At 74.7% G+C, this 26,895-nt stretch carries 27 protein-coding genes; 14 read left to right on the top strand and 13 right to left on the bottom strand.

Annotation, left to right across the window (positions count from 1 at the left end):
- Positions 1-8: 8 nt before the first annotated feature.
- Complete coding sequence (locus ACW0Q9_RS02140) at positions 9-797, bottom strand: MBL fold metallo-hydrolase (RefSeq protein ID WP_456178092.1); 789 nt, start codon at positions 795-797, stop codon at positions 9-11.
- Complete coding sequence (locus ACW0Q9_RS02145) at positions 787-5,358, bottom strand: HAD-IC family P-type ATPase (RefSeq protein WP_456178093.1); 4,572 nt, start codon at positions 5,356-5,358, stop codon at positions 787-789. Before ACW0Q9_RS02145 ends, ACW0Q9_RS02140 begins: the two co-directional genes overlap by 11 nt.
- 225 nt (positions 5,359-5,583) lie before the next feature.
- On the opposite strand from ACW0Q9_RS02145, the gene ACW0Q9_RS02150 reads away from it, so the two are divergent.
- From ACW0Q9_RS02150 to ACW0Q9_RS02170, 5 genes are all read left to right on the top strand, one after another.
- Positions 5,584-5,844, top strand: coding sequence for a hypothetical protein (locus tag ACW0Q9_RS02150; RefSeq protein ID WP_456178095.1), 261 nt, complete (start codon positions 5,584-5,586; stop codon positions 5,842-5,844).
- A 55-nt stretch (positions 5,845-5,899) separates the two neighbouring features.
- Positions 5,900-7,282: an MFS transporter gene (locus ACW0Q9_RS02155; RefSeq protein WP_456178096.1), complete on the top strand. Its 1,383-nt coding sequence runs from the start codon at positions 5,900-5,902 to the stop codon at positions 7,280-7,282.
- Positions 7,283-7,399: 117 nt separating this feature from the next.
- On the top strand, positions 7,400-8,179 hold the full coding sequence (locus ACW0Q9_RS02160) for an SDR family oxidoreductase (RefSeq protein ID WP_456178098.1): 780 nt from the start codon (positions 7,400-7,402) through the stop codon (positions 8,177-8,179).
- Positions 8,180-8,216: 37 nt separating this feature from the next.
- Positions 8,217-8,411 carry a hypothetical protein gene (locus ACW0Q9_RS02165; protein WP_456178100.1) on the top strand — a complete coding sequence of 65 codons (195 nt, stop codon included), beginning with the start codon at positions 8,217-8,219 and terminating at the stop codon, positions 8,409-8,411.
- Between the two features lie 71 nt (positions 8,412-8,482).
- Entirely contained in the window at positions 8,483-9,031 is a 549-nt protein-coding gene (locus ACW0Q9_RS02170) for a YbaK/EbsC family protein (RefSeq protein WP_456178102.1), read from the top strand.
- A gap of 36 nt (positions 9,032-9,067) precedes the next feature.
- Here the strand turns inward: ACW0Q9_RS02170 and ACW0Q9_RS02175 are convergent, their stop codons facing one another.
- From ACW0Q9_RS02175 to ACW0Q9_RS02190, 4 genes are all read right to left on the bottom strand, one after another.
- A complete protein-coding gene (locus ACW0Q9_RS02175; RefSeq protein ID WP_456178104.1) occupies positions 9,068-9,700 on the bottom strand; it encodes a DsbA family oxidoreductase in 633 nt (210 codons plus the stop codon).
- Between the two features lie 20 nt (positions 9,701-9,720).
- Positions 9,721-10,146: a SufE family protein gene (locus ACW0Q9_RS02180; protein WP_456178106.1), complete on the bottom strand. Its 426-nt coding sequence runs from the start codon at positions 10,144-10,146 to the stop codon at positions 9,721-9,723.
- Positions 10,147-10,215: 69 nt separating this feature from the next.
- A complete protein-coding gene (locus tag ACW0Q9_RS02185) occupies positions 10,216-10,635 on the bottom strand; it encodes a CBS domain-containing protein (RefSeq protein WP_456178107.1) in 420 nt (139 codons plus the stop codon).
- Positions 10,636-10,691: 56 nt separating this feature from the next.
- Positions 10,692-12,461 (bottom strand): proline--tRNA ligase, encoded by a 1,770-nt coding sequence (locus ACW0Q9_RS02190; RefSeq protein ID WP_456178109.1) that lies wholly within the window; start codon positions 12,459-12,461, stop codon positions 10,692-10,694.
- Between the two features lie 70 nt (positions 12,462-12,531).
- Between ACW0Q9_RS02190 and ACW0Q9_RS02195 the strand changes: the two genes are divergently transcribed.
- The gene (locus tag ACW0Q9_RS02195; protein WP_456178110.1) at positions 12,532-13,020 is read left to right on the top strand and encodes a hypothetical protein; all 489 of its coding nucleotides are present in this window, start codon (positions 12,532-12,534) and stop codon (positions 13,018-13,020) included.
- A gap of 85 nt (positions 13,021-13,105) precedes the next feature.
- Positions 13,106-13,480, top strand: a complete 375-nt coding sequence (locus ACW0Q9_RS02200; protein ID WP_456178112.1) for a VOC family protein — start codon at positions 13,106-13,108, stop codon at positions 13,478-13,480.
- Positions 13,481-13,483: 3 nt separating this feature from the next.
- Here the strand turns inward: ACW0Q9_RS02200 and ACW0Q9_RS02205 are convergent, their stop codons facing one another.
- Both ACW0Q9_RS02205 and ACW0Q9_RS02210 read right to left on the bottom strand, forming a co-directional pair.
- Positions 13,484-13,669: a DUF397 domain-containing protein gene (locus ACW0Q9_RS02205; RefSeq protein WP_456178114.1), complete on the bottom strand. Its 186-nt coding sequence runs from the start codon at positions 13,667-13,669 to the stop codon at positions 13,484-13,486.
- Complete coding sequence (locus ACW0Q9_RS02210) at positions 13,660-14,463, bottom strand: helix-turn-helix domain-containing protein (RefSeq protein WP_456178115.1); 804 nt, start codon at positions 14,461-14,463, stop codon at positions 13,660-13,662. The genes ACW0Q9_RS02205 and ACW0Q9_RS02210 overlap by 10 nt, the downstream gene beginning before the upstream one ends.
- A 230-nt stretch (positions 14,464-14,693) precedes the next feature.
- Here ACW0Q9_RS02210 and ACW0Q9_RS02215 point away from each other — a divergent pair, with 230 nt between their 5' ends.
- The 3 genes from ACW0Q9_RS02215 to ACW0Q9_RS02225 all read left to right on the top strand — a co-directional run bounded on the left by ACW0Q9_RS02215 (position 14,694) and on the right by ACW0Q9_RS02225 (position 16,819).
- Positions 14,694-15,020, top strand: a complete 327-nt coding sequence (locus tag ACW0Q9_RS02215) for a hypothetical protein (protein ID WP_456178117.1) — start codon at positions 14,694-14,696, stop codon at positions 15,018-15,020.
- Between the two features lie 84 nt (positions 15,021-15,104).
- Positions 15,105-15,635, top strand: coding sequence for a SigE family RNA polymerase sigma factor (locus ACW0Q9_RS02220; RefSeq protein WP_357074426.1), 531 nt, complete (start codon positions 15,105-15,107; stop codon positions 15,633-15,635).
- Positions 15,632-16,819, top strand: a complete 1,188-nt coding sequence (locus ACW0Q9_RS02225) for a hypothetical protein (RefSeq protein ID WP_456178119.1) — start codon at positions 15,632-15,634, stop codon at positions 16,817-16,819. Before ACW0Q9_RS02220 ends, ACW0Q9_RS02225 begins: the two co-directional genes overlap by 4 nt.
- A 65-nt stretch (positions 16,820-16,884) precedes the next feature.
- On the opposite strand, the gene ACW0Q9_RS02230 is transcribed toward ACW0Q9_RS02225, so the two are convergent.
- Together ACW0Q9_RS02230 and ACW0Q9_RS02235 are read right to left on the bottom strand one after the other, a co-directional pair.
- Entirely contained in the window at positions 16,885-18,429 is a 1,545-nt protein-coding gene (locus ACW0Q9_RS02230) for a PQQ-binding-like beta-propeller repeat protein (protein ID WP_456178121.1), read from the bottom strand.
- 22 nt (positions 18,430-18,451) lie between these two features.
- Positions 18,452-19,993 carry a hypothetical protein gene (locus ACW0Q9_RS02235; RefSeq protein WP_456178123.1) on the bottom strand — a complete coding sequence of 514 codons (1,542 nt, stop codon included), beginning with the start codon at positions 19,991-19,993 and terminating at the stop codon, positions 18,452-18,454.
- Between the two features lie 263 nt (positions 19,994-20,256).
- Here ACW0Q9_RS02235 and ACW0Q9_RS02240 point away from each other — a divergent pair, with 263 nt between their 5' ends.
- Both ACW0Q9_RS02240 and ACW0Q9_RS02245 read left to right on the top strand, forming a co-directional pair.
- Positions 20,257-21,027, top strand: a complete 771-nt coding sequence (locus ACW0Q9_RS02240) for an SGNH/GDSL hydrolase family protein (RefSeq protein ID WP_456178125.1) — start codon at positions 20,257-20,259, stop codon at positions 21,025-21,027.
- 4 nt (positions 21,028-21,031) lie between these two features.
- Entirely contained in the window at positions 21,032-21,478 is a 447-nt protein-coding gene (locus ACW0Q9_RS02245; protein WP_456178126.1) for a hypothetical protein, read from the top strand.
- Positions 21,479-21,498: 20 nt separating this feature from the next.
- Here the strand turns inward: ACW0Q9_RS02245 and ACW0Q9_RS02250 are convergent, their stop codons facing one another.
- The gene (locus ACW0Q9_RS02250; RefSeq protein WP_456178128.1) at positions 21,499-22,728 is read right to left on the bottom strand and encodes a hypothetical protein; all 1,230 of its coding nucleotides are present in this window, start codon (positions 22,726-22,728) and stop codon (positions 21,499-21,501) included.
- Positions 22,721-23,254 (bottom strand): SigE family RNA polymerase sigma factor, encoded by a 534-nt coding sequence (locus ACW0Q9_RS02255; RefSeq protein ID WP_456178129.1) that lies wholly within the window; start codon positions 23,252-23,254, stop codon positions 22,721-22,723. Before ACW0Q9_RS02255 ends, ACW0Q9_RS02250 begins: the two co-directional genes overlap by 8 nt.
- 182 nt (positions 23,255-23,436) lie before the next feature.
- On the opposite strand from ACW0Q9_RS02255, the gene ACW0Q9_RS02260 reads away from it, so the two are divergent.
- Positions 23,437-24,339, top strand: a complete 903-nt coding sequence (locus tag ACW0Q9_RS02260; protein WP_456178131.1) for a sulfurtransferase — start codon at positions 23,437-23,439, stop codon at positions 24,337-24,339.
- Positions 24,340-24,396: 57 nt separating this feature from the next.
- Here ACW0Q9_RS02260 and ACW0Q9_RS02265 read toward each other — a convergent pair whose 3' ends face one another.
- Positions 24,397-24,972, bottom strand: coding sequence for a TetR/AcrR family transcriptional regulator (locus tag ACW0Q9_RS02265; protein WP_456178132.1), 576 nt, complete (start codon positions 24,970-24,972; stop codon positions 24,397-24,399).
- A 104-nt stretch (positions 24,973-25,076) separates the two neighbouring features.
- Here ACW0Q9_RS02265 and ACW0Q9_RS02270 point away from each other — a divergent pair, with 104 nt between their 5' ends.
- Entirely contained in the window at positions 25,077-26,732 is a 1,656-nt protein-coding gene (locus ACW0Q9_RS02270; RefSeq protein ID WP_456178133.1) for an FAD-dependent monooxygenase, read from the top strand.
- The last annotated feature ends 163 nt before the right edge of the window (positions 26,733-26,895 follow it).

Genomic DNA, 26,895 nt, shown 5'->3' on the forward strand with positions numbered 1-26,895 from the left:
GAGCCGCGTCAGGGGGTCAGCGGCACGGTCTCGCCCCGGTGGACGGTGCGGACCTGGCGGATGAAGCCGCGCCGCCGGGCCTCCTCGATGAAGTGCCGCAGCGGGGAGCGGAACACCGGGTAGTCGTCGTAGTGGACCGGCACGGTGAGCCGGGGCCGGATCAGCTCCACCACGTCGGCGCCCTGCCGCGCGTCCATGGTGAGCAGGATGCCGGCGACCCTGGTGCCGCCGAGGTGGATCAGCATGGCGTCGATGTCCGGGAACCGTTCGGGGATCTGGGCGAGCTGCGGGCGGCGCAGGGTGTCCCCGGTGACGTAGAGCCGGAACCGGCGCTCGCCGGCGCGGTCCAGGTCGACCAGGGTGCCCATCACGTCGGGCATCAGCCGGTCCAGCACGCCGGGCCCGTGCTGGCCGGGCAGGGCGGTCAGCCGTAGCGTCTCGTCCCCGCGGTGCAGCTCGTACGAGCGCCAGGTGGGCAGGCCCTCCGCCGCCTGGAAGCCCCACCGGCGCAGCTTCCGTTCCGCCGCGGGCGTGGTGACGATCGGCAGGGCGCGGTCCAGTCCGCGCCGGGCCACCCGGTCGAAGTGGTCGCCGTGCAGGTGGGACAGGACCACCGCGTCCAACGTGGGCAGCTCTGGGATGGTCAGGGCCGGGTCGGTGCTCCGCTTCGACCAGAGCCCCTTGCCGAGGTAGGCGCGCTGCCCGCGGTGCAGGAAGTTCGGGTCGGTGAGCAGCGTGAACCCGCCGATCCGCAGCACGGTGGTCGCCGTACCGATGAAGGTCACCTCAGGCGTCATGCTCCTCGCCGTACCCCTGATCGGTCTCGCCATGCCCACGGGCGTCGGGTGGTGGGAGGCGGTCGATCAGCCGGGTCAGCGCCCCGTTGGCGAAGGTGGCGCCCAGGGCGGAGCCGGCGGCGATGCTCCAGCCGACCGGGCCGAGCGGGGTGCAGCCGAAGAATTGGCTGACGCCGGGTGTCTGCACCACGGCGACCAGGACGCCGATCGAGGCGGCGGTGGAGGCGAGCACGGTGGGGCTGGTCCCGCCGGCCAGCACGGTCTGGCCGAGCTGGGTGCCGACCAGCGAGGCGAGCGCCACCGTGCCCGCCCGGCGCTCCCGGCCGGTCCACCGGGCGAGCGTCCAGCCGGCGGTCGCGCCGAGCGTGGTGGCGCCGGCCCGGAGCGCGATCTCCCGGGTCAGCGTCCCGCCGAGCGAGGTGTCCGGCCCCTCCCGCAGCAGGTGGTCGGCCCCGTCAGCCCCGTCGGCGGCGGGCGGGCGGACCGCGATGGCCAGCGCGGGCGCCAGGTCGGTGAGCAGGTTGACCAGGAGCAGTTGCCGGCCGGTGAGCGCCGAGCGGCCGGTGCTGGCGGCGGTCAGCACGCTGAACGCGATCTCGCCGAGGTTGCCGCCGACCAGGATGCTCAGCGCGTGGCGGACCGACGACCACATGGCCCGGCCCTCCACCAGGGTCGCGATGATCGTCTCCAGCCGGTCGTCGGTGACCACCAGGTCGGCGGCGGCGCGGGCCGCGGGGGTGCCGCGCTGGCCGAGCGCGATGCCCACGTCGGCGAGCCGGATCGCCGGGGCGTCGTTGGCGCCGTCGCCGGTCATCGCCACCGTCCGGCCCCGGTGTTGCAGGGCCTGGATGATCCGCACCTTGTGGGCCGGGGTGCAGCGGGCCACCACGTCGGTGGCCATGAGCCGCTCGGCGAGGGCCTCGTCGTCGAGCCGGTCCAGCTCCGTGGCGGTGACCACCCGCTGGTCCCCGTGGTCGGGGCTGATGGTGTCGGCGATCGCCTCGGCGGTGGCCGGGTGGTCCCCGGTGATCATGATGGTGTGCACGCCGGCCTGCCGGATCCGCCGCACCGCGGGCGCGGCGCTCTCCCGCACCCCGTCGGCGAGGGCCAGGAAGCCGACGAAGACCAGCCCGTCGACCTGCTCGTCGGTCACCGACTCGGCGCCCACCGGGCACTCGGCGACGGCCAGAATGCGGTGACCGGCTCCGGCCCGCTCGGCGAGCAGTGCGTGGAGCGCGTCGCGGCCGGCCGGATCCAGCGGCGTGTCGCCCCCGGTGGTGCGCCGGGCCGCGCAGCGCGGCAGCACCGACTCGGGCGCGCCCTTCACGCTGAGCAGCAGCCCGTCGGCGGTGCGACCGACGGTGGCGTGGTAACCCCGGGACGGCTCGAACGGCAGCCCGCCCACCGCGGTCCAGTCCGGTGCCCCGGTCTGCTCCACCGCGCCGGCGGTGCGCGCGCCGCGGCGTACCGCACGGTCGGTCTGCTGGGGCAGCTCGTCCGGGTCGGCCGCCGCGGGGGTGGCCCGCAGCGCCGCGGCCAGGACCAGCCGGAGCGAATTGTCCAGCCGCTCCGGCGAGGCGTACCGGTTGTCGCCGCTGCCCACCCCGGCCAGCAGCAGTTTTCCCTCGGTGAGGGTGCCGGTCTTGTCGAAGCAGAGCACGTCGACCCGGCCCAGCGCCTCGATGGTCCGCGGGTTGCGGACCAGCGCGCCGTGCTCGGCCAGCCGCCGCGCCGCCGCCAGCTGGGCGGCGCTGACCAGGAACGGCAGCCCCTCGGGCACCGAGGCGACGGCCAGGTTCGCGGCGGTCGCCGCCGTCTCCGCCAGGGGTACGCCCCGCAGCAGCCCCGCCCCGGCCACCGCGATCGCCGACCCGGCCGCCAGCGGCACGGCCGCGCTGGTCAGCTTCCCGAGCCGGGTCTCCACCCCGCTGGCCGGCGGCGCCTCCCGGGCCAGGGCGAGGCTCCGCCCCGCCTCGGTCTCCTCGCCGGTGGCCACCACCACGGCGGTGCCGTGGCCGGCGGCGACCGTGGTGCCCTCGTAGAGCATCGAGTGCCGCTCGGCCACCGCCGCGGCCACCACCGGCTCGGCGGTCTTGCCCACGGGCAGCGACTCGCCGGTCAGGGACGACTCGTCGGCCTCCAGCCCGTCGCTGGTCAGCACCCGGCAGTCGGCCGGGACGGCGTCGCCGGGCCCCACCGCGACCACGTCCCCGGCCACCAGTTCCTCCGCGGCCACCACCCGCTCCGCGCCGTCGCGCAGCACCCGGGCGGTCACCGCCGAACGGGACAGCAGCTCGGCCAGGGAACGTTCGGTGTTGTGCTGGTGCACCGCGCCGAGCAGCGCCGAGCCGCCCACCACACCGCCGACCAGCGCCGCGTCGACCAGCGAGCCGAACGTGGCGGAGAGCACCGCCCCGGCGGCGAGCACCGGGGTGAGCGGGTTCGACAGCTCGTCCACGAACGCGCGCAGCAGCCCGGTGGGGCCGTGCCCGTCCCCGGACACGGCGCGCCGGCGGCGGGCCGCCTCCTCGCCGGTCAACCCCTCGGCGTGGGCGCCGAGCTGGTCGAGGACGGTCTCCACCGGCATCAGGTGCCAGGCGGTGAGCGCGGGCGCCGGCGTACGGGTCCGGTCCGGCAGCCGCCGGGCCCGCCAGACGCCGTGTGCGAAGGCGAGGGCGGCGGCCCCGTTCACCGCGGCGAGGGTCCGGCCGGGCAACCGCTCCCGGTCGGCGGTGAACGCGCCGAGCGCCCCGAGCCCGGTGCCGGCCATCGCGATCCGGATGTTCTGCCCGGTCACCCGCCGGGCCACCCCGGTCGCGTCGATGAGCAGGGCGGGGATCCGCAGGTCGTCCCCGACCAGCAGGTGCGCGCCCCAGGGCGGCAGGTCCTCCGGGGCGGAGACGCCCAACCCGCAGTCGGCGGCGCCGAGCGCGGCCCGGTCGCCGGAGACCACCATCACCACCGCGCCCTCGCGTTGCAGGTCGCGGACCGAGTCGGCGACCCGGGGGCCGCCGGGCACCAGGGCGTCGGCGAAGTCGTACCGGCCGTCGTCGTCGCCGGCGACCACGAGCCGCAAGCCGGCGTGGCGGGCGGCGGTCGCCAGGGCGTCCACCCCGGGCACCGGTTCCGGCTCGACCCGCAGCACGGCGGCGAGCCGGCCGCCCTCGGCCAGCCCGAGCAGCCGGCCGCCGTCGGCGCGCAGCCGCGCGCTGTCCGGGGTGTCACCGGGGTCCTCGGCGTCCATCCGGTCCAGCGGGCCGAGCCGCCAGCCGTCGGCGTTCCGGACGGCGTCCGGGGCGGCCGGGTCGAACAGGGCGAACGCCCGGGCGGCCACCTGGCCGGTGTCCGCGCCGGGCAGCGGCGCCAGGTCGGCCAGTACGCCCCGGTCGGAGCCGAGCACCGTGGCGTCCAGCAGCACCGTGTCGATCCGGTCCAGTTCGCGCAGCACGCTGCGGTCCATGGCGATCACACCGCGCCGGGCGAGCATCCGGCCGAGTTGGGCGGCGTAGCCCTCACGGCCGCTGCCCGGGGCCTTGGGTAGTGACGACAGGGCCAGCGCGGCGGCCCGTTTCCCGCCGATCACCGGGACCGCCGCCGCCCCGGCGGCCGCGCCGGCCGCCAGCGTCCGGCTCACGTAGCGCTCGGCCGGTCCGTCCGGTTTGGGGCAGGGCCGCTCGCCGTCCGGCACCCGGGCGACCGCGCGGTCCGGCTCGCCGGTCAGCCGCGGCTCGGCCTTCGACCAGGCGGCGAGCTGGGCCCGTGCCTCGCCCCACTGCACCACCCGCTGCGCGCCGTCGAGCACGATGCCGGCCCAGCCGCCGGTGAGCCCCTGGACGACCGCCTCGGCGAGCGGGAAGAGCAGGTCGGCGCGGGGATCGGCGCGCAGGCCCCGGTCGGCGAGCGCGTGCAGCTTCGGGTGCAGGTCGACCGCGCCGAGGAGGCCGGCCACCTCGCCGGGGACCGGGGCGAACGGCAGGATCCGGGTGGCCGCCGAGATGGTCAGGCCGAGCGCGTCCGAGGCGAGCGCACCCATGGTGCGGGGAGTGCGCGGCCCTTCCTCGGGCGGGTGGGGCGGCCGGATCTCCGGGTCCGGCTCGTGCGGGCACACGCGCTCCGTCCGCGCCACGGTGGCGATCAGGTCGCGCAGCTTCGGCTTCGGCTCCTCGACCGCCACGATCACCCGGCCCGACGGCGCGTTGACCCGGGCCCAGGCCACCCCGGGCAGTGCCTCCAGCGCCGCCTCGACCTGCCGGGCCAGCCGGTCACCGCCGTCCTGGCAGACGCCGTGCACCTCGATGTGGTGCCGGCCGTCGCGCGACCAGACCCGGCGCCGGGTCAGCCCGGCGAGGCGGGCCAGCCGGGTGGCCGCGGCGCCCACGCTGCCCGCCGCCCCGGCGACGCTGTCCGGCACGGCGTTCCGGGCCGTGCCCGGCAGGGCCGATCCGACGGTACGGGCGGTGTCCGGCACGGCGGTGGCGACCGTGCGCGCGGCCCGGGCCACCGCGTCCGGCAGGGTGGCCGGCGACAGCAGGAGGCCGGCGACGCGGCCCAGCGAGGTCATCGAGGGATGCGGCCGGGCTGCCGGCCCCGCTCCCCGGTGCTCCCGTCGTCGTAGCCGTACGCCATCTCGCCTCCCACGCCTCGTCCCGGCGGCCCGACTTCCCGGCCGGGCGTCCGTTATGCCCCCTGGGCGGGGGAAGTTTCCGCACTTCTCGGGGCATGGACGGCGAGGCCGGTGGAATGCCGCCCGGACAGCGATGTCGTCGTCGGAACCGGGGAGGCGCGGATGAGCACGCTGACACGAAACCTGAGCGGGTCGCGCGAGATGGTCAAGACGTACTGCCGGCGGGTGGAGATCCCGGTGCTGGGCGAGGTGGCGGTGCCCCCGCCGGACAAGCTGACCTACTACGCGGGGCTGGGCGTGCTCGCCGCGCTCCAGGTCATCGAGTGGCCGCTGGCCCTGGTCATCACCGCCGGGCACCTTCTGGCCGACCAGCACTACTCCGGTCTGGTGAAGGGGGTGGGCGAGGCGCTGGAGTCGGCCTGACGAGACGGGGCTCACCGTTGACCTCAATCCCGGTTGAGGTCCGAGGCTTGGGTCCATGTCGACAGCCACCGCCGTACCGCCGGCCCCGCCCGCACACCTCTGGTCGCCGCGGCTGCGCGCCATGACCGTGGGCAGCGTCGCCCTGGTGTCGCTGCTCGCCTTCGAGGCCCTCGCCGTGGGCACCGCCATGCCGACGGTCGCCCGCACCCTGGACGGGCTCGGCCTCTACGCGCTCGCCTTCGCCGGACCCTTCGCCATCGGTGTGGTCGCCATGGTCGCCTCCGGCATCTGGTGCGACGCCCGGGGGCCGCGCCCGGCGATGTGGCACGGGGTGGCCTGGTTCGTGGCGGGCCTGGTGGTGGCGGGCGCCGCGCCCACCATGGAGGTACTGGTCGTCGGGCGGGTCGTGCAGGGCTTCGGTTCCGGGCTGCTCTCCGTCGCGCTCTACGTGATCGTCGGGCAGGCGTACCCGGAGGAGTTGCGGCGGCGGGTGTTCGCCGCGTTCGCCGCGGCCTGGGTGATTCCGTCGCTGGTCGGTCCGGCGCTGGCCGGGCTGATCGTCGAGCACCTGGGCTGGCGCTGGGTGTTCCTCGCCGTGCCGGCCGTCGCGGTGCCCGCGGTTCTGCTGATCCAGCCGGGGCTGCGGGCGCTCGGGGCGACCGCACCGAGCCGGCCGTCGGCCGGCGCGCTGGCCCGGGTCGTCTGGGCCTGCGGGGCGGGGGCGAGCGCCGCACTGCTGCACTACGGGGGGCAGCAGCGCGGCGTGCTCGCCGCCGGGCTGATCGGCGCGGCGCTGGTCGGGCTGCTGGTCTGCGTGCCGCGGCTGCTGCCGGCCGGGTTCCTGCGGGCGGCGCGAGGGCTGCCGACCGTGATCGGCCTGCGCGGCCTGGCGTCGGCGGCGTTCGTCGGGGCGGAGGTGGTGATCCCGCTGATGCTGTCCCGCGAGCGGGGCTTCTCGCCGACCGCGGCCGGCCTGGTGCTGACCGTCGGCGCGCTCTCCTGGTCGGTGGGCTCGTGGATCCAGGGCCGGATCGCCACGCCGCGGTCCGCCGCCACCCTGCCCCGGGCCGGGCTGGCCTGCATCGCCGTCGGCACGGCCGGCGTCGCGCTGGCCCTCCTGCCGGCCCTGCCGGTGGCGCTCGCGGTGCTGGCCTGGGCGGTCGCCGGCCTCGGCATGGGGTTGCTCTACCCGTCCCTGTCGGTGCTCACCCTGGACCTGTCCGCACCCGCCGAGCAGGGCCGGAACAGTTCGGCGCTGCAACTGGGCGACTCGCTGTCCGCCGCCACCGTGCTGGCGTTGACCGGGGCCGTGCTGGCCGCCGGCTCCGCTCCCGGCCGGGCCAGCTACGCGGTCACCCTGGCCGTGGCGGCCGGCTGCGGGCTGCTCGGCGTGCTGCTGGCCGGCCGCGTGGTGCGGCGGGCACCGGCGACCACCTGACCACCGGATCCGCCCGCGCCGCCCGGCCCCGGCCCGCAGGATCGGGGTACGGGGGCCGGCGCGTCACGATCCGGCCCGCCGGCCCGTCCGGTGGACGGACGCGGGAGAGGAGCGACGATGCGGGTGCTGGTGACCGGGGCGAGTGGACGGCTCGGGCGGGTGGCGTTGCCCCGGCTGCGCGACGCGGGGCACACCGTCCGGGCGGTGAGCCGCCGGTCCCGCGGCGACGCCGGAGTGGAGTGGGTGGCGGCCGACCTGGCCACCGGTGAAGGGCTTGCCGCGGCGGTCGACGGGGTCGATGCGGTGCTGCACCTCGCCTCCTCACCCGACCGGCGCACCTACGAGATCGACGTGCTGGGCACCCGCCGGCTGGTCCTGGCCGCCGGGCACGCCGGGGTCGGCCACCTGGTGTACGTCTCGATCGTCGGCGTGGACCGGGTGCCGCTCGGCTACTACCGGCACAAGCTGGCGGCCGAGCAGGTGGTGGCGGCCGGGCCGGTGCCGTGGAGCGTGCTGCGGGCGACCCAGTTCCCGGAGTTCCTGGAGGAGTTGCTGCATGCCGCGAGCCGGCTCGGCCCGGTGCTCGGGGACCGGGCGGTGCTCGCGCAGCCGGTCGACCCAGGCGAGGTGGCGGGCCGGCTCACCGCGATGCTGGCGGCCGGCCCGTCGGGCCGGATCGAGGAGTTCGGCGGCCCGGAGGTGCTCCGCTACGACGAGGCGGTCCACGCCTGGCGGGCCGCCCGGCGGTCGCGACGGCCGTTGCTCCCGGTGCGGATCCCGGGGCGGCTCGGCCGCGAGTTGCGCGCCGGCGGGCTGACCACCACCGCCACCCCGACCGGCACCCGCACCTGGGCCGACCACCTCGCTGACACGTACGGGGGAACCGGCCGGAGATGAAACCTCTTGCGGTTCCGGGCCGTCCTACCGTGGCCGCATGCTGGTCTTCGTCACCACCGTGATCCTGTACGTCTTCGGCTTCGTCTTCCTCTACGGCGTGATCCGGCTCGGGGTCCGGCACGGCATCGAGGACGTGGAGGCCCACCGCGTCAACCAGTTGCGGGCCGAGGAGCTGGCGGCCCACCAGGACCGCACGTTCGCCCGTGAGAACGCCTTCCTCACCGGGAGCTGACGTCCGGCATCCGGGCCGGTCGGGACGTCGGTGAGCGGTGTCGCCCGGCGGGTGCGAGGATCGCACCCGTGATGGGGACGCTGAAGACCGAGCCCGCCCGTACCCGACTGGACTTGCTGGCGGCGCCGGTGGCCGCGGCGATCGAGCGGTGGCCGGACGAGGCGCCGGTGGACGTGGACGACGTGCTGGTCGCCCCGATCGACGCCGAGCTGGCCGACACGGCGGCGTTCTGCGCGGCGTACGAGGTGGGGCTGGAGGAGTCGGCCAACTGCGTGGTGGTCGCCGGCAAGCGGGGCGGCGAGACCCGGTACGCGGCCTGCATCGTGCTCGCCACCACGCGGGCCGACGTGAACGGCGTGGTCCGCAAGCTGCTCGACGTGCGCAAGGCCAGCTTCGCGCCGATGGCCGACGCGGTCGAGCTGACCGGGATGGAGTACGGCGGGATCACCCCGATTGGGCTGCCGGAGGACTGGCCGATCCTGGTCGACTCGCGGGTGATCGCCACGCCGCACGTGATCATCGGATCCGGCGTACGGCACAGCAAGATCGCGTTGCCCGGGCCGGCGCTCGGCGCGCTGCCCGGGGCAACGGTGGTGGAGGACCTGGCCCGGCCCGCCTAGGCCCTCACTCGCATCGATCTTGTTCCACGTGAAACATCAGGCGGCGGACTCGCGCTGCGCCACCTCGTGGAGGGCGGCGAGCAGGGTCTCCGGCTCCTGGGCGCCGGTCACGGCGTACTTCCCGGCCAGCACGAAGGTCGGCACGCTGGAGATGCCGAGCTGGTGCGCGGCGCTCAGGTCGGCGGCCACCTCCCGGCGGCCGAGGTTCGACGCCAGGTACTCCCGGGTCTCGGTCTCGTCCAGGCCGACCTCGCCGGCGAGCGTGACCAGGGCGTCGAGCGACCCCACGTCGATGCCGTCCTGGAAGTGCGCCCGGTAGAGCCGCTCGACCAGTTCCGCGGCCCGGCCCCGCTCGTTGGCGAACCGGACCAGCCGGTGCGCGTCGAAGGTGTTCGCGGCCACCGCGCGGTCGAAGTGCATGTCGATCCCCGCGCCCTTGGCGACCCGGGTGACGTGGGCGGCCATGCCCTCGGCCTTGTCCCGGCCGCCGAACTTCGCGCCCAGCGCCTCGATCAGCGGCTTCGCCTCGGTCACCGGCGTCGGGTCGAGCTGGAACGGCCGGTACCGGACGGTCACCTCGCCGTCGTAGCTCGCCAGGGCCTGCTCCAGCCGGCGCTTGCCGATCCAGCACCAGGGGCAGACGACGTCGGCGTAGATCTCGATCTCCATGACCAGCGACAACCCGCCGATCAGGAGATCTGTTCCCGGACCTGACGCTTGAGCCGGGCCAGGATGGCGGTGCCACCGCGGACCCGGAGCGGGCTGATCGCCTGGGCCAGGCCCATCCGCTGGTAGAGGTCGTCCGGCACGGCCAGCACCTCCTCGGCGGTCGCCCCGGCCAGCCCCTCGGCGAGGATGCCGGCGAACGCCCGGGTGGTCGGCGCCTCCGGCGGGCAGTCGAAGACCGTGCTCACGGTCTTGTCCGGGTTGACCTCGGCGCGCAGGAAGAACGCGGTCTGGCACTCCGGGACCTGCTCAAGGTCGTCCCGCTCCACTCCCTCGGGCAGCGGCGGGATCACGTCGGAGAACTCCAGCAGCATCTCCAGCACCACGTCGCGCGGGGCGCCGGCGAACTCGTCGACGATCTCGGCCAGCTTGCTCGGCATCTCGGACATGACCGCCAGGCTACCGCCGGTGACCCGGCGCCCTCCGGGGTTGGCCGGGAGGGCACCGGGTCGGCCGGATCACATGTTCGGGGCGGCCTCGCTGATGTCGCTCAGCGCGGAGTTCGGGTCGAGCTGCATGGCCAGGTCGCCGAGGGAGACGATGCCGACCAGCTTGCGATCGGTGTCGCAGACGAGCACCCGCCGGATGTTGCGCTCGCGCATCAGCGCGGCCGCCTCGCCCGCGGTGCAGTGCTGCTCGATCATCACCACCTCGCGGGTGATGATCGAGCCGATCGTGGTGCTCGCCGGGTCGGCCCGCTCGGCCACGGCCCGAACCACGATGTCGCGGTCGGTCAGCATGCCGGCGAGGGTGGCCCCGTCGGTGACCACCACATCGCCGATGTCCGACTCCTTCATCACCCTGGCCGCCTCGTCCAGCGGAGTCTCCGCGGGCAGGTAGACCACCTGCTTGGTCATCACGTCGCTGACCCGGTACATGAGAGCCCTCCGAAACACCTCGGTCGATCCGTCTGCGGTACCCCGTGGCGCGACCGCTACACCCCGGTGCGGCGCGCCGCACCCGCCTCGTCGAGCAGACGCTCGACCAGGCCGTCCACCGGCAACTCGATCCGCTCGCCGGAGGCGCGGTCACGCAGCTCGACGTACCCCTCGGCCAGCCGGCGGCCGACCACGACGGCGCGCGGGATGCCGATCAGCTCGGCGTCGGTGAACTTCACCCCGGCCGAGACGTGGGTGCGGTCGTCGACCAGCACCCGCAGGCCGGCGGCGGAGAGCCGCCCGCCGAGCTCCAGCGCCGCGTCGAGCTGCGGCCCCTTTCCGGCCGCCACGAGGTGTACGTCGCAGGGTGCGACCTCGGCCGGCCACACCAATCCCCGGTCGTCGTGGTGCTGCTCGGCCACCGACGCGACCGCCCGCGAGACGCCGATGCCGTAGCAGCCCATGGTGGGCCGGACCGGCTTGCCCTCCGCGCCGAGCACGTCGACCGCGAAGGCGTCGGTGTACCGGCGGCCGAGCTGGAAGATGTGCCCCACCTCGATGCCCCGCCGCATGGTCAGCTCACCGTCGCCGCAGGCCGGGCAGGGGTCGCCCGGACGCACCTCGGCGGCCTCGATCGTGCCGTCCGGGGTGAAGTCCCGCCCGCACACCACATCGGTGGCGTGCCGACCCGGCTCGTTCGCGCCGGTCAGCCAGGCGGTGCCGGTGACCACCCGGGGGTCGACCAGGTAGCGGACGCCGTGCTTGGCGAGGATCTGCGGCCCGAGGTAGCCGCGGACCAGCTCCGGGTGCGCCGCCCAGTCGTCGAAGACGCCCACGGTGGCCGGTGCCAGCGCCGCCTCGACCCGCTTCAGGTCCACCTCGCGGTCGCCGGGCAGGCCGATCACCAGCAGCTCCGCCCGCTCGGCGCCCGGCCGCCGCACGGCCAGCACCACGTTCTTCAGCGTGTCGGCGGCGGTCCAGTCGGTCCGGCCAGCCAGAGCGCGGGCGTTGGCCAGCTCGACCAGGGACGCGATGGTCGGCGTCTCCGGGGTGTCGTGCACCTCGGTCGCCGGGTGCCCGTCCGGGTCGCCGGCGGCCGGCGCGCGGGTCACCACGGCCTCGGTGTTGGCCGCGTAGTCGCAGGTCGTGCAGCCGACGTAGGTGTCCTCACCGACCGGGGTCGCGGCCAGGAACTCCTCCGAGGCCGAGCCGCCCATCGCCCCGGACATCGCGTGCACCACGGTGAAGTCCAGCCCCAGCCGGGTGAAGATCCGCTGGTAGGCCTCGCGGTGGCGGTCGTAGGCGGCCTGGAGCCCCGCCTCGTCCAGGTCGAAGGAGTAGGCGTCCTTCATCAGGAACTCGCGCCCGCGCAGCAGGCCGGCGCGGGGGCGCGCCTCGTCCCGGAACTTGGTCTGGATCTGGAACAGCGTCACCGGGAAGTCCCGGTACGAGCTGAATAGGTCCTTCACCAGCAGCGCGGCCATCTCCTCGTGGGTCGGGGCGAGCAGGTGCTCGGCGCCCTTCCGGTCCGCCAGGGTGAAGATGTCGTCGCCGTACTCCGTCCACCGCCCGCTGGTCCGGTACGGCTCGGCCGGCAGCAGCGCCGGGAAGTGCACCTCCTGGTCACCGATCGCCGCCATCTCCGCGCGGACGATCTCGGTCACCCGGTCCAGCACCAGCTTGCCCAGCGGCAGCCAGGTGTAGCCGCCCGGCGCGGCGCGGCGTACGTAGCCGGCGCGGAGCAGGAGCCGGTGGCTCGGCACCTCGGCGTCGGCCGGGTCCTCGCGCAGGGTCCGGAGCAGCAGAGTCGACATGCGCAGCAGCATTGAGGCAGCCTACGGCGGGCGGCATCGGCGGGCGATCGTATTCGCCGCCGTTCCGTTGGATCATGGCGGCGTGGACTTCGAGTTGGAACCGCCGGACGGAGTGGGCCCGCTACGCCTGGGCATGACGCTGGACGCGGCCCGATCCGCCCTCGCCGGGCTGGGCGAGCTTTCCGGCCCGCTCCATGCGAACCGGCCGGGTGGCGGACTGGGCCTCGCCGTGGGGACGGGCGTCGGTGGGCGGGTGAACTCGGTCGAGCTGTACCGCCCGCAGGCGCTGGACGTGGTCCGCTACCGGGACGTCGACGTCTTCGGGCTGCCCGCGGAGGAGGTCGTCCAGCGGCTACGGCGGCACGCCCGGGTCCTGCCCGACGAGGAGGACGAGGGCTGCTTCATCGCGCCCGACCTGCTGCTCTCCCTGTGGCGGCCATTCGTCTCCGACGACCCGGAGGAGAGCCAGGGCTACTACTTCAGCTCGGTTCTGGTCGCCCGCCCCGGTTACTACGACACCCCGGCGCAGGCCGCGGCTCGCCTGGCGGCGGGCGGCACCCCGGGCTACTGAGCCTGATTGTGTCTGTGCGGCGGCGGTGGGTGGAACGCGGACCCTGTCCGGGATGGAGGGTGCCGGCGTGGGGTAAGAGAGCGGGATGGACCAGAGGCCTCGGCTCACGCTGACTTCCGCTGTGCTGGATGCGCCCGACGCGCGCGACCTGGCCGCGTTCTACGAACGGCTGCTCGGGTGGTCGCGGGGGGAGGACGAGTCGGACTGGGTCACCCTCGTCGCGCCGGACGGCGGGGCCGGGCTCTCGTTCCAGACCGAGCCGGCGTACGTGCGGCCGGTTTGGCCGGCGGGCCCGGGTGAGCCGCAGATGATGGCGCATCTCGACATCAAGGTCGACGACCTGGACGCGGCGTCCGCGTTCGCGGTGTCCGTGGGTGCCACGGTGGCCGACTTCCAACCGCAGGAGGACGTACGGGTGCACCTCGACCCGGCCGGCCACCCGTTCTGCCTCTATCTCTGATGGTCAGTGGCGCTTGGTGTGGGCGATGAAGGCGCGCCAGGTGCCGGGGGTGAAGGTGAGGACCGGGCCGGCCGGGTCCTTGCTGTCCCGGACACCGATCACACCGGGCAGGTTGTCGGCCACCTCGACACAGTCGCCCTGGGTGCCGCTGCGAGTGGACTTGCGCCAGGTCGCGCCGGTCAGCTCCATGACGTCATCACTTCCTTCATCAGCTCGGCGGACTGCTGGCGAGACAATGCCTCACTGCGCACGCTCTCCCACCTGGACAGCACGATAGCCACATCCTCGTCGTTGTCGACGACTACGCCACCGAGCTGGTTCTCCAGGTGGCCGACCCAGCCGCCGTCGGTCCCACGAGCCAGGGCAAAGGGCCCAACCAAGCCGACGTGCATGGTGACCTGCGTCGGAACGATGTGCACGTGGATGTGTGGCCGCTCAGCGCACCCGATCAGATGGGCGATCTGTTCGACCATGAGCCCCCGGAAACCCTCGTCCGCACGACGGAGGACCCACTCCTCAATCACCGCCACGTACTTGGGGTGGTCGGGACTGGAGAGAATGGACTGCCGATCCAGCCTGACTGCCAGCCGCCTCTCCACCTCGTCATCACTAATCATGTCGTCGGTGCGGATCATCGCTCGGGCGTAGTTCTCGGTCTGCAACAGCCCAGGAACGAGTGTGGGCTGGTAGGTCCGCAACTGCTGTGCCTGGCGTTCCGCTTCCAGCCAGGGGCGGAACCAGCTCGGCTGGCCGTCGCGTTCGGCGAGCTTCAGCAGTGACGTCAGCAGGCCGCCGGTGCCCAGCACCTCGTCCGCCCGCTTGAGGAAGAAGCGGTCCAGCGGTCGCTGGCCCAGCTCGACCGCCGACACCTGCGACCCGGAGAAGTGGACCAGTTTCCCGAACTCCTCCTGGCTCAGCTCGGCCTTCAGCCGTAGCCGCCGGAGTTGGGCACGGATCAGCTCCGCGGTCGGTTCGCTCTCCACGCTTCCTCCCCGATTTCCCGCCGCCTCCCCGGCGTCGCCGTCCACCGGCCAGCGCCGACGGGAGGCCGCCACGGACCGCCTCGACGGCTTCCGAGCGTAGTCGTGTCCTCAGCAGACTGTCACACGGCGAGCCGCCTCCCGTCCGGCCCGCTGCGGGGCCGTCCCCGAATCCCCCGATCACCTGGGGACGGCCCCTCCTCGCACCGGAGAAGCCGGAGAAGGAAGCCGCCATGAACCTCCCCGTGCCGCGCCTCGGGCCGTACCCCGACCGGCCGCGCCCTTATCCGCCGGACCAGCCGGCACACCTGCCCATTCGGCCGCTCTGGGTGTGCCGGGCCTGCGGGCTGCCGTGGCCGTGCGCCCAGGCGCGCCTGCTGCTCAAGGTCGAGTACGGCGACCACCCCGTCGACCTGGCCGTCTACCTGTCCGGGCTCTACCACGAGGCGACCCACGACCTGTTGCGGCTGAACCCGCACGACGGCCCGACGCCGCGCGAGCTGTTCGAGCGGTTCGTGGCCTGGGGGCCGTACCGGAAGGGAATCGTCGAAAATCGGTGACCGCGCCGGCAACCACGGCGCGGCGGGGTGGCGTCTGGGAAGGCGTCACGATGACGCACCACCTGACCCCAAGGATCGGCTCGTGTGGACCCTCTCCTGAGTGAGTTCGACTCGTTCGTGCGAACCCGTACCCCCGCACTGCTGCGCTCGGCCTACCTGCTGACCGGCGACCAGCACCTGGCCGAGGATCTCGTCCAGTCCGCCCTGGCCCGGACGCACCGCTCGTGGAGCAGGCTGCACGACAGCGGCAACGCCGAGGCGTACACCCGCAAGATCATGTATCACCTGCAGGTCTCCTGGTGGCGGCGCCGCCGGGTGGCCGAGTCGATGCCGGGCGACCTGCCCGAGCCGCGCGGAGGCGACTCGGCTCCCGACCACGCCCAGCAGACCACGCTCCGGCTGACCCTCCGGGCCGCGCTGGCGAAGCTCTCCGCCAAGCAGCGGGCCGTGCTGGTGCTGCGGTTCTTCGAGGACCGCACCGAGACCGAGGCCGCCGACCTGCTCGGCGTCACCGTCGGCACCGTCAAGAGCCAGACCTCGAAGGCCCTGGCCAAGTTGCGCACCGTCGCCCCGGAACTCGCCCAGCTCTACGTCACGGAAGGAAGCGCCCGATGAACCAGAACCGCCTTCGACTCGACCTGGCGGAGCTGGCCGAGGAGGTCACTCCGGTCGACCTGCGGGACCGGGCCCTCCGTACGTCACGCCGGCTCGGCATCCAGCGGGTCGTCGCCACCTCGGCCGCCGCCCTGGTGGTGCTGGCCGCCGCGACCGGGACCGCCCTCGCCATCCGGCCGGACGGCCAGGCCCCGCTGCCCGCGCCGGCCAACCCGTCGGTCACCAGCACCTGGCCGCCGGTCGAGGTCACCCCGACCCCGGCACCCAGTTCGTCGGCCAGCACCGGGCCGAGCACCGACCCCCGTCCCGACGGCGGCGGCCCGTCCACCACAGCGCGCTTCGGCCGGATCTTCTACGCCGCGTCCCCGGGGAGCACCGAGGCTCGCACCACCCGGCTGCGTTCCTGGACGCCCGGCGGCCAGCCGGTCACCTTGCTCAGCATGCCGACCAGCTCCGCCTGGTCGAACGCCGTGGTGTCGCCGGACGGCGAGCGGGTGGCGTGGGTGGACCTGGACGCCGTGCTCTGGGTGGCGGATCTCGACGGCGGGAACCGCCGCAAGCTGCGCACCGGGGTGGACGGCTCCTGCTGGGGCCCGGTCTGGCACCCGGAAGGCACGGCGTTGGGCATCGCCCTGGTCGATCCCTCCAACCCGGGGCGCAGCCGGCGGGGCAACCTCGACGTGCGGACCGGTGCCTTCACCGACCTGGCGCTGGACGAGGACGGCTGCCACCCGCTCTGGTCGGGTGACGGGCGCTACCTCGCCTACCCGGACGGGTCCACCGGGCGCGTGATCGTCGCAACCAGTGGTGGCGACCGCCTCCGTTCGATTCCGGGCCTGGGTGGCAACGCGAAGTACGACTGCTTCGACGTGGCCAGCCTCTCCCCGGACGGCTCCCGGATCGCCCTGTTCCGACGCGGACCGGGTGAGGAGGCCGGCGACGTGGCGCGTGAGCTGACCGCCGACGGGGTGTTCGACACGCGTACCGGCAAGGAGTTCGAGCTGCCGCTCGGCGCCCGGACGATCACCCAGGCCTTCTTCCGGCCCGACGGCACGCTCCTCGTCCGGGCCACCGGGCTGCGCGAGAACGTGCTGATCCTGGTCGCCCCGGACGGCCGGAAGCTCGGTGAGGTGTCGGAGCCGCCCGCGTTCGGCGAGCAGCAGATCATCGCGGTCGGCGGCTGACCGCCGTACGCGGAAGGGGCGGCCCACCCACCGGTGGGCCGCCCCTCGTCGCGGCGCGGTTCGGGTCAGCGCAGCACGGTGATGGCCCGGTCCGCGACCACGTGCTTCCAGGGCACGATCACCACGACCCCGTCCCGCTCCATGACCTTGGCCTCCTCGCCCTCGAAGCCGGCCGAGAGCGGCCCCTCGGCCACCGGGCTGACCGCGCCGGTGGCGGGATCGATCCGGACCAGCCGCGGCGGCTGCTTCCGCCGGTCGCCGGTCTCCCACGCCAGCAGCCCCTGCTCGTCCCGGCGGATCAGCTCGACCTTGCTGGGGCTGTGCCCGGACGAGACCCAGCGCCGCTTCCCGGTGGTCAGGTCGATCGCGATGATCTGGTTCGCCGACCGGCCCGAGTTCGGCACGTTCTTCGGGAACGTCGGGTGGTAGAGCGTGTCGTCGTCGGCGAGGAACTGGTAGACGGCCGGACCGTCGATCGCGTTGGAGCGGTTCGGCGGCACGTCCCACAGCTCGGTGCCGTCGATCGGGTCGGTGAACGAGGCCGTCTCCCGGCCGGTCTTCGGATCCCGCACCGTGTAGCTCTCATGCCCCAACCCGGGAAGGCTGATCAGCGGCCGCACGCTGAGCACGCCGTCGGTGACCTTCGCCTCGGGCAGCCGCTGCCGCCAGCGCACCTTGCCGGTGGCCGGGTCGACGGCGTCCACCTCACCGCCGACGGAGCAGCCGTAGGTGATCACGACCAGTTCGTCGGCGGCCCGCATGTCCTTGAATCCGCAGTCCCGGCCGGGCAGCAGCTTCTTTCCGGTGGTGCGCCACAACTGCTTCCCGTCGACCAGGGAGAACCCGATCATGGTGTCGTCGGAGCGGACGATCACCTGCTGCCCGGCGACGGCGAGGTCCGGCGCGGCCAGCGCGTCCCGGTCCTCGCGGACCGGCGCCGGGAACTTCGCCTGCCAGGTCAGCTTGCCGCTGGTCAGGTCGAAGCCGGCGACCGTGTTGCAGGATTCGTCGGAGCCGACCGCCACCGCGCCCCGGCCCTCGGTCACCGCCTGCGCGGCGACGCAGAGCGAGGTGCCGTCCGGTGCGGGCGCGCCCCACGCCTGCCCGCCGTCGGAGAGCCGGTAGGCGAGCAGCCCGTCCCCCTGCGCGCGGACCACGGTGTCACCGGCCAGCCAGGCGCCGAACATGTCCTGCTGGTCGTAGGTGGTCAGGCCGGTGTCCTGCCGCTCGGGGAAGTCCAGCACCCACGCGGTCTCCAGCTCGTCGTCGCCACCCGAGCCGCCGCCGACCAGCCGGGACACGCCCCAGGCGGTGCCGGCGCCGACGGCCAGCACGGCCACCAGACCGCCGGCGATCAGCAGCGCCAGGCGCCCGCGCCGCCCGGGCGCCGCCGGCGCGTTCCCGCCCGCCCCCGGCCAGCCCGGCGGCGGGTACGCGGGCTGCTGCCCCGGATACGCCGGCTGCCCCGGATACGCGGGCTGCCCGGGATACGCGGGCTGCTGCCCGGTGTACGCGGGTTGCCCCGGCGGCGGGTACTGCGGCTGCGGCGGGGCCGGCCAGCCGGCCGGTGCTCCGGGCTGCGGCTGCCAGGGGGACTGCGGGTTCGTCATCGTCGGCTCCTCGGGTTTCCGCTCACCGCGCCTGCGCCCGCACGTACGTCGCCCAGCCCGTCCGGAACTGGGCCAGCGGGACGCCGAGCACCTGCCGGCTGGCCTGGTCGGCGGTGGCGCCCTGGTAGCGGGCGGTCACGAACTGGAACAGCTTCTGTTCGCCGTACTTCTCCGCCAGGTGGGTCATCGCCGCGTGCCCGAGCCAGTAGTGGAAGCTGATCCGCCCCGTAATGTCCCAGTCGGCGTTGCTCGGCAGCGTGCCGTCCCAGTCGCCGGAGCGGACGAGCGACCGGGCCTGCGGGGTGCGGTCGCTGGACCGCAGCGGCTCGCCCCGGTGGGCCAGGTATTCCGCGAAGCCCTCCACGATCCAGTTCTCGATGCCGTCGAAGGAGTCCTGCTTGTCGGCGTCCTCCAGGCTGGCGACGAGCGAGTGCCCCACCTCGTGCCGGAAGATCTCCTGCGGACCCTGCCGGTCACCAGGGGTGAAGAACGACCGGTCGGCCACGTCGACCACGATCCGGCTGCCGCCGATGTCGACGCCCTGCTGCCGGTCGACGGAGACCATGCCGATCGAGACGCCCGCCTCGGTGGTCTTCTCCTTGTTGATCCGGTAGAGCGAGCCGAGGTCGGACTTCCCCTTGACCAGGCTGATGACGAAGCCCTTCGGGATGTTCGCGGTGACCCCACCGGCCTGCCAGGCGGCGAAGTCGTCGGCCACCGCCGCCTCGGCCACCGGCGCGTAGCGCTTCGCCTCGGCGGCCAGCGCGGCGTCGGTGATGACCAGGGTGTGCCCGGTGCGCTCGACGTGGATGTCGCGCCACTTGTCCCAGGGACCGGGGTAGTAGACGGTCTTCGAGTTGCCCAGCGCGGCGGGCGCCCCGGTGACCGCGGTGACCTTGAGCGGTGCGCCCTGGCTCTCCCGGACGACGGTCCAGCGGTACCACTCGGCGACCGGGGTGAGGTCGTAGCCCTCGAACTGGTGCACGAAGGAGACGTCGAGCTGGAAGCTGACCCCGCGGCCGAAGCTGTCGGTGGTGCGTCCCTGCTGGGCGACGGTCCGGTACTGGCCGACCGCCAGCGGCAGCTTGCCCAGGTTGGTGAAGAGCCGGGTCTGGCCGGCGACCAGGTCCTTGCGGGCCGGGTCGAAGGGGGCCAGATAGCCCTTCAGGTCCTTGTCGGCCAGGGCCCTGCTGTGCCGGGCCAGCAGGTCGTCCAGCTCCTGCTGGGTGACGGTCACCCCGTTCGCCGCGGCGGCGGCCTTCGGTGTCGCGCCCTCGCCGCGGTTGCTCAGCCCGACGCCCACGCCGATCGCCGTGCCGGCGCAGAGGGTGAGCACCAGCGCCCCGGCGCCGAGCCCGATCCACAGGCCGCGCCGGGACCTCGGCCGTGGCGGCGGGGCCGGCGGGTACGGCCCGAAGCCCGGCTGCCCCGGCCCGCCCGGGTAGGCCACCGGCGGGCCGTAGCCGGGTGCCGGGGGAAAGCCCGGTGGCGGGCCCGGATGGGCCTGGCCCGGCGGGTGCGGCTGACCGTCGGCCGGGAAGGCGGCCGGGTGTCCCTGGGTCATGCGTTCCTCGTCAGCGCCGGAGGTGGCCAGCCGCAGCGGCGGGCGCCTCCCGCCCCCGGACCGGATGACGGGCATCATCATCCACAATCCGGTGGGCGGATTCTGCCCCGCACCCAGCAAGCGGGACATTTGTCCCGATGACTCTTCTCACGGTCTCCCGTCGATGACCTCCGCCACGTCCGGCGCGGGGGTCGGGCGGCGGGGGCCCGGTCGGTGCGAGACTGGCCGACGCAGCTCTGCCGGGTCAGTCAGAGGGAGGCGCAGTGCGCTGGCGCAGCTTCGTGGCGGTGGGCGACAGCTTCACCGAGGGCATGGACGACGCCTATCCGGACGGCACCTACCGGGGCTGGGCCGACCTGGTCGCCACCCGGCTCGCCGCCGAGGCCGGTCCTGACTTCGGCTACGCCAACCTGGCCATCCGGGGCCGGCTGTTCCCGAACATCGTGGCCGAGCAGGTGCCGGCCGCGCTGGCCATGAAGCCCGACCTGATCAGCTTCGCGGCGGGCGGCAACGACGTGCTGCGCCGCACCTTCGACCCGGACGACTTCGTGCCGCGCTTCGACGCGGTGATCGGCCGGCTGCGCGCCGGCGGCGCCGACGTGGTGCTGTTCCGGTTCGCCGACGTGATGGCCCGGCTGCCCGGCCAGCGGCTGGTGGCACCTCGGGTGTCCCTGCTCAACCGGGTGGTCGGCGAGGTCGCCGAGCGGCACGGCGCCATCCTCGTCGACCTGTACGCCGACGACACCTACCTCAACCCGATGCTCTGGAGCACCGACCGGCTGCACCTGTCGGAGACCGGGCACCGGCGGGTCGCCGCGCAGGTGCTCACCGCGCTCGGCGTGGGGTGCGACGAGGAGTGGCTGATGGTGCCGCCGCACCCGGCCCCGACCCCGTGGCTGGCCGCCCGGGCCGCCGACCTGCGCTGGGCCGGCCAGCACCTGGCGCCGTGGATCAAGCGGCGGTTGACCGGCCGCTCCTCCGGCGACTTCGTCACCGCCAAGCGGCCGGTGCTCGGTCCGATCACCTCCGACTGACCGGGTGCGGACCCTGCACGCCGCGCCACTGGTGCGGCTGAGCCTCAACGACGAGCCCCGGCCGGATCACGCCGTCCTGGTGAGCGGCGACCGGATCGAGGCCGTCGCGGCGCTGGACGAGCTGACCGGGGCGTACCCGGGGGTGCGGGTGCGGCGGTGGGCCGGCACCCTCGGGCCGGCGCTGGTGCACGACGGGCCGCTGCCGCCCGCGCCGACCCCGCGCGAGCGGGTGCACGCCCTGTTCCGGCTCGGGGCCGCCGCGGTGCTCGCCGGCCACGTCGGTGACCCGGCGCTGCGGGCCGCCGCGGCCCGCAACGAGGTGGCGGTGCTCGCCGCCGCCCGCCCGCCGGCACTGAGGGTCGGCGGCCGGGCCGACCTGGCCGTCTTCGCCGCCGACGGCTCCTGCCTGGCGACCGTGGTGGCCGGGCGCCTGGTGCACCGCCGCGCCTGACCGGCCCGGCCCGAGACCGGTCAGGAGATCCAGGTCCACCTCCGGTCGGCGCCCTGGCCGGTGCCCAGGAACAGCGTGCGCCCGTACGTGACGAGCAGCCCGCCGTCGGGCAGCGCCACGACGCCGGGCTGGCTGTCGGGGTTGCTGCGGAGCGGCTCGCGCAGCTCGGGGACGTCGACGTAGCGGCCGTCCTCCCAGAAACCCAGCCCTCCGTACGCGCTGACGACGGCCAGCAGCCCGGCACCCACGGCGGCGACCTCCGCGGTGTCGTCCGGCAGGCCGGGTTGCCGCTGCCAGCGGTCGCCCACCAGCCGCCACACGCCGTTCGGCCGGTCCGTGCGCACCAGCCAGACCTCGCGCCCGTCCGGGGAGACGGTGAGCGCGCGGGCCGCCTCGACGGCCGGCAGCCTCCGCCAGCTCGCCCCGCGGTCGTCGCTGGTCACCACGCTGAGCCGGGCGTCGTCCCGGGCGGTCAGCCAGAGCCGGCCGTCGGCCCCCTCCAACAGGGCGTTCTCGACGTTCTGGCGCAGCGCCACCGGCGGCTGGTGCGGCAGTGCGCCCACCCCGACGCGCATCACCTGCTTCCGTTCACAGGTCGTGTGGGCGTCGGTTGCCGAGTAGGGCGACGGGCAGCCGAGGATCAGGCCGCCGGGCGTGGCGGTCATCCGCTGGATCGCCTCCGGCGGCGAGTCGAGCGGATGGTCGCTGAAGGTGGCGCCGCCGTCCGTGGTCACCAGGTACCGGCCGCCCGCCTCGACGACCAGGGTGGTGCCGTCCACCGGCATCAGGTGGGCGGAGCCGGTCGATGCCGGTGGCAGGGCCGCCCGCCGCCAGCTCGCGCCGCCGTCGGTGGACCGCGCGACGGCACGCCGGCAGCCGGTCGCGCCCGAGTCCATCGCGGCACAGGTGTCGAAGAACGCCCAGCCGGTCCGGGAGTCGACGAACCGGAGGTCGACCAGATCGCCCTGGACTCCAGGCAGGCTGACCTTGCGTACCGTGATCTTGCCGTCCGGTGTGGGAGTCACCACCGGGGCGGGACGTGGCTCGGGCCGGGCCCGCCGGTGGGCGACCGCGAGCCCGCCGGCCGACCCGGCGAGCAGCAGCGCGGTCACGGCCGCCACGAGGCTGCGGCGCTGCCGGCGGCGGGCGCGCACCCGGCGCTGCGCCTCGGCCACCCCCGGCGGCCGGAAGGTGTCCCGTGCCGCCTCCTCGAACTCGGTGAACAGCTCCGCGACGGTGACGTCAGGCACGGGGGGCCTCCGATCCGGTCTCGGTGAAGTAGCCGGCCAGGGCGCTCCGGCCCCGGGAGAGCCAGGAGCGGACGGTGCCCTCCGCCACCCCGACCTGCTCGGCGATCTCGGCGCTGCTCAGCTGGGCCAGGTGGAACAGCACGATCGCCCGGCGCTGGTTGGCGGGCAGGGTGGCCAGTGCCCGGATCAGGGCCACCCGGTCGGGCCCCGGTCCCGGCACGTGTTCCTCGCGCTGACCGGCCACGTGGCGCCGGGCGGTGCGGACCCGCCGCAGCCGGCTGGTCGCCAGGTTCCAGGCCACCCGCCGGACGAAGGCCGACGGGTCGTCGTACGTGCTGACCCGCGACCAGCGCTCCAGCGCTCGGCAGAACGCCTCCTGCGTCAGGTCCTGCGCCTCGGCGTGGTCTCCCAGGTACGCGTAGAGCTGCACCGCGATCCGGTGGAAGTGCGCCTGGTAGAAGTCGGTGAAGTCTCCGACCTCCGCCACGGACCGGGGCGGCGGGTCGTTCCGGTGCCGTACGGTCATCACGGTCCTCTGCGGTCGGCGGGTTTCGCGACTGTCACGTGCGGCCGGCGGGATCCGTTGCACCGATTCTTCCGCATGCCGACGACCTGGCCGGTCCGCCGCGGCACCGGTCCAATGTGGGGTGCCCCGTCGGAATCGGGATCGTCGGTCGCGACCCGGTGATCCGGCGTACCTTGGGGCTCATGCCTGTGCCGAGCGATCCGAATCCGCACCTCCAGTCGTACGCCGACCCGCAGCGCCTGGTCACCACGGAGTGGCTGGCCGAGCACCTGGGCGACGAGGGCCTCGTGGTGGTCGAGTCCGACGAGGACGTCCTCCTCTACGACACCGGCCACATCCCCGGCGCCGTGAAGGTCGACTGGCACACCGAGCTGAACGACCAGGTGACCCGGGACTACCTGGACGCCAGGAGCTTCGCCGAGCTGTGCGCCGCCAAGGGCATCGGCCGCGACGACACCGTGGTCTTCTACGGCGACAACTTCAACTGGTGGGCCGCGTACGCCCTCTGGGTGTTCGCGCTCTTCGGCCACGCCGACGTCCGGCTGCTCGACGGTGGCCGGATGAAGTGGGCCGCCGAGGGACGCGAGATGTCCAAGGACACGGTGGCCCGGCCGCGCGCCGACTACCCGGTGCCGGAGCGGAACGACGCGCCGATCCGGGCGTTCCGCGATCAGGTCATGGCGCACGTGGCCGCCGGCCGGCCGCTTGTCGACGTGCGGTCGCCGGGCGAGTACACCGGCGAGATGCTGCACATGGCGGCCTATCCGCAGGAGGGCGCGCTGCGCGGCGGGCACATCCCGGGCGCGGTGAGCAAGCCGTGGAAGGCCGCCGCGAACGAGGACGGCACCTTCAAGCCGGTGGACGAGCTGCGCGCCATCTACGTCGACCAGCTCGGGCTGAGCCCGTCCGACGACGTGGTGGCGTACTGCCGGATCGGCGAGCGGTCCAGTCACACCTGGTTCGTGCTGCACCACCTCCTCGGTTTCCCGCAGGTGCGCAACTACGACGGCTCGTGGACCGAGTGGGGCAACCTGGTCCGGGCCCCCGTCGTGCGGGGCGAGGAGCCGGGCAGCCTCGCCGGCTGACCCGGCCGGCCGGTCCCCGCGTGGCGTGTCGCCCGCGGGGACCTCTCGTTTCCGGGGTCAGTTGCCGGGCCCGCCGGTCAGGTAGCGCTGGAGGGTCGGTGCGACCCAGTCGACCAGCTCCTCCGGCGCCATCGCCACCATCGGCGGCAGCCGGACGATGTACCGGGTGAACGCCAGGCCGAGGATCTGGCTGGCGACCAGGCCGGCCCGGCGGCCGGTGGTCGCCGGGTCGGTGCCGAAGCCGGCCACCGCCGCGGCGAGCTGGTCGGCGAAGAGGCGGCGCATCCGCTCGGCCGCTCCCGGGTTGGTGCTGGCGGCCCGGAGCAGCGCGGCCAGCGTCTCGTCGCCCTCCCAGCGGCGGAGGAAGTGGCGGACCAGCGTCTCGCCGAGCCGGTCCGGCGGCACGGCGGCCAGGTCGGGCAGGCGCAGGTCGAACTCGGCCGCCGCGGCGAAGAGTCCCTCCTTGCTGCCGTAGTAGCGCATCACCATCGACGGGTCGATCCTGGCGTCGGCCGCGATGGCCCGGATGGTCGCCCGCTCGTAGCCGTCGGCGGCGAAGCGTTCCCGGGCGGCGCGCAGGATGGCGGCCCGGGTGGCGTCCGAGCGGCGGGAGCGGGGTGCCGTGTCGGTCATGCCCACAACTGTAGGCCAACAAGCGTTGACAGTGGAACGGTGTCGCGCCTACCGTTGTCAACAAGCGTTGGCAAACAGTTGTTGGCGGACCTGGAGGAGGGGCCATGCTTCCCGAGCGCACCGACGTCCTCGTGGTGGGGGCCGGGCCGACCGGCCTGGCCGTGGCCGCGACCCTGGCCGGGCACGGGGTGACCGCGACCGTGGTGGACCGGCTGGCCACCCCGCCGGTCACCTCGCGGGCGGCCGTGGTGCACGCCGGCACCCTGGAGGTGCTGGACCGGATCGGCGTCGCCGCGCCGCTGGCCGCCCGCGGGCTCCCGTCGACCCGGTTCACCGTCCGCGACCGGGACCGGGTGCTGCTCACCGTTCCCTTCGACCGCCTGCCGTCCCGCTACCCGTACGCGCTGCTGGTCTCCCAGGCGGAGACCGAGGCGGTGCTCGCCGACCGGCTGGCCGCGCTCGGCGGGCGGGTGCTCCGGCCGTACGAGCTGACCGGCCTCGACCTCGACGGCGCCGGCGCCACCGCGACGTTCGCGGGCGGGGAGACGGTCCGGGCCCGCTGGGTGGTCGGCGCCGACGGCATGCGCAGCCCGGTCCGCGAGCTGGCCGGCATCGACTTCGGCGGGCCGACCGACCCGGGCGAGTCGTTCCTGCTCGCGGACGTCCGGGTGGACAGCGCGCTGCCCCGCGACCAGGTCAACCTCTTCCTGGCCCGGCAGGGGCCGCTGGTCTGGGCGCCGCTCCCGGACGGCACCGTGCGGCTGGTCGCCTCCGTGCCCGACGCGCCGCGCGAGCCGCGCGCGGAGCACTTCCAGGCGCTGCTGGACGAGCGCGGGCCGGCCCGGCGGCCGGACCGGGTCACCGACGTCCGCTGGAGTTCCCGGTTCCGGATCCACCACCGGATCGCGAGCAGCTACCGGTCCGGCCCGGTGCTGCTCGCCGGGGACGCGGCGCACGTGCACAGCCCGGCGGGCGGGCAGGGGATGAACCTCGGCCTCCGCGACGCGGTCGTCCTCGGCGACACCCTCGCCGCGGTGCTCGCCGGGGGTCCCGACACGCTCCTCGACGAGTACGCCGCCGCCCGCCGCCCGCTCGCCGAGGAGGTGCTCGGCTTCGCCGCCGGGCTCACCCGGCTCACCGCCGTCCCGCCGGCCGCCCGCCCGCTGCGCGACCTGCTGCTCCGGGCCGCCTCCGGGCTGTCCCGGTCCGGCAGCGGCTGGCCGTGCGACTGGCCGGCTTCGAACCGGCCGCCGGGTGACGGTGATCCTGCACTGCCCTACGCGCCCGGCACCGGCTGGCTGGCTTCCAACCGGTCGGCCGCCGAGGGTCGGCCCGCGCGGCGCAGCGTTCCCCACGCACCGGCGGTGACCAGGGCGAACACGCCCGCCGCCGCGGCGACGACCCAGCCCACCCCGTACGCCTCGCCGGCGAACCCGGCCAGCGCCGCCCCGAGCGGTGCGGCGGCCAGGCCGACCACCCGCTGCGCCGCGCCGACCCGCCCGAGCAGTTCCGCCGGAACGTTTCGCTGCCCGTACGCCGACCAGAGGCTGTTCCAGATCGTGGTCCCCGCCGCGAACACGGCCAGCGCCACGCTCCCGGTCAGCGGGCCGCGGGCCAGGGCGAACCCGGCCAGCGCCACGGTCTGCCCGAGCAGCACCGCGCGCAGCGCCGGCAGCGTGCCGAACCGGGCCGCCACCCGCCCGGCCACCAGTGCCCCGAGCAGCCCGCCGACCACCACTCCCGCCGCGAACAGCCCGTAGCCCTGCGGCGGCACCCGCAGCGCACCGAGGGCGTAGAGCACCAGGACCGCCATCAGTCCGCTGATCGCCAGGTTCGACCCCGCCGAGGCGAGCGCTATCCCCACCGCATGTTCGACCTGGCCCGGGCCGGGACGACCGGCGAGCTGGCGGCGAACGTGGACGC

The organism is Micromonospora sp. I033 (assembly GCF_053890995.1).